We start from the raw sequence: 1,685 nt of genomic DNA, 5'->3' as shown, positions 1-1,685 counted from the left end.
CGAGGATATCAGCACTAGACCATCCTAGGTGATCCATTAACGCTTCTAAATCGGCGATGTGATCATCAAAGGTATAGCCTTGATCCGGCTTGCTACTTTCCCCATGACCGCGCAGATCTGGAGCAACAATATGATACTTTGGGGCAAGGTAATCCCCGAGGCTAGACCACACTAGGCCATGGTCCGCTAAGCCATGTAAGAGTAACAAGGGAGTTTGGCCTTGGTTCCATTCTAGGTAAGACAGTTGGATGTCTGGTAAGTCTAAGGTTTGACGTATGGGCATGATGGGATGATTGCGCTTAAGTCATAGTATAGGCTTTATTCTTCGCTTCTTGTTCCGCTTTTAATTTTCGTAATCGAACTATCCCTGGAGGAGGGTTGAGTTCTTGAGCTTTGTGTTGCTGATGACTCCATTCCAGCCAGTCAGAGATATATTCGCTGACAACTTCTTTGTTGTTTAAGTAGTAAAGAATTGTGCCATAAACTTGTTCCAGCGATGCAGCAAGGGAACAGGGGGTTTCCCCCACTCGCGCTTTGCATCAAGACACAGTTAAGAATTTCTTCTGGAGTACGATTACGATAAATGTACTCATACAGAACATTCTCAATGCCTACTCGCGTTCCTTTGATGCGAATATCATCAGGAGCAATAAAATCAAAAGCGATGCAGCAAGGGAACAGGGGGTTTCCCCCACTCGCGCTTTGCATCAAGACATAGTCTTCTATTTTCATCAGCTACCTGTAGGGTGGGCAAAACCTTGCCCACCCTACCCATGGAGTCTGTGCGTAAGTCCTGACCTAAAAAAGCTCAAATACTCCGATCAGAGTCCCAGACCCAAACATAGGAAAGCAGATGAAGATGAACAAGAAAAATTTAAACAAACTTTACCTTTAAAGGTCAAAAAAATAGAACAAAAATATCCCCTGGCTGATCTAGATGTCTGGTTTTTCGATGAACATAGAGTGGGATTAAAACCAATTTTAAGGAAAGTGTGGAGTCCCATAGGGGAAAGACCAACGGCAATAGTTAGCCATCGCTATGAATGGTTATATGTCTATGGATTTGTCAAACTAAAAACTGGAGAAACTTTGTGGTATCTAATCCCTAGAGTCAACACATTATGGTTGAATCTAGTGTATCAAAACTTTGCCGTTGATGCTGGTATTTCTGAAAAAAAAAGTTTTATTGATAGAAGATAATGCGGGATGGCATCGCAGTAAAAAAGCGATGCAGCAAGGGAACAGGGGGTTTCCCCCACTCGCTATTGCATCAAGACAGTTAATCTTCCCTCAGGCATGATGGTGGAATACTTACCAGCTTACTCCCCAGAGTTACAACCAGCCGAAAGACTATGGTGTGCACGTAGATGAGCCCTTGGTCAATGAGCACTTTGAAACCATTGATGAAGCGGTGCGACCCCGGTCGGGTTTCCCGACCTAGGGAATGCGCACCAAGAGAATGGAAAAAACTTTGGTTTCCCGTTGTAATATTCTCAGTGGAATCAAAGAAGAAATTAGAAATTTGACTGATTATCATTGGCTAGAGTTTCTTTAATTTAACGTCAGTACGGGTTAAGCAGCAGGTGGTAAAGCCCAGTCAATCAGGAGAGAAGGCTTCTTGGACTGATGGCAATAAGCAATCAACCCACAGACGACATTGACCAGGAAATTGATGGGGCTGCGAT

General features: G+C 43.7%; 3 protein-coding genes. 1 reads left to right on the top strand and 2 read right to left on the bottom strand.

What is annotated here, in order from left to right:
• On the bottom strand, positions 1-283 hold a 283-nt coding region (locus tag F6K49_RS46530; protein WP_366514336.1), incomplete at its 3' end, for an alpha/beta fold hydrolase.
• 16 nt (positions 284-299) lie between these two features.
• Positions 300-527, bottom strand: coding sequence for a hypothetical protein (locus tag F6K49_RS54015; protein WP_366514335.1), 228 nt, complete (start codon positions 525-527; stop codon positions 300-302).
• Positions 528-534: 7 nt separating this feature from the next.
• Between F6K49_RS54015 and F6K49_RS46520 the strand changes: the two genes are divergently transcribed.
• Positions 535-1,200 carry a winged helix-turn-helix domain-containing protein gene (locus F6K49_RS46520; protein ID WP_366514334.1) on the top strand — a complete coding sequence of 222 codons (666 nt, stop codon included), beginning with the start codon at positions 535-537 and terminating at the stop codon, positions 1,198-1,200.
• Positions 1,201-1,685: the final 485 nt, after the last annotated feature.

This window comes from Moorena sp. SIO3I6, assembly GCF_010672095.1.
The sequence above is the reverse complement of the archived record's forward strand: the minus strand, read 5'-3'. Positions and strand labels throughout refer to the sequence as shown.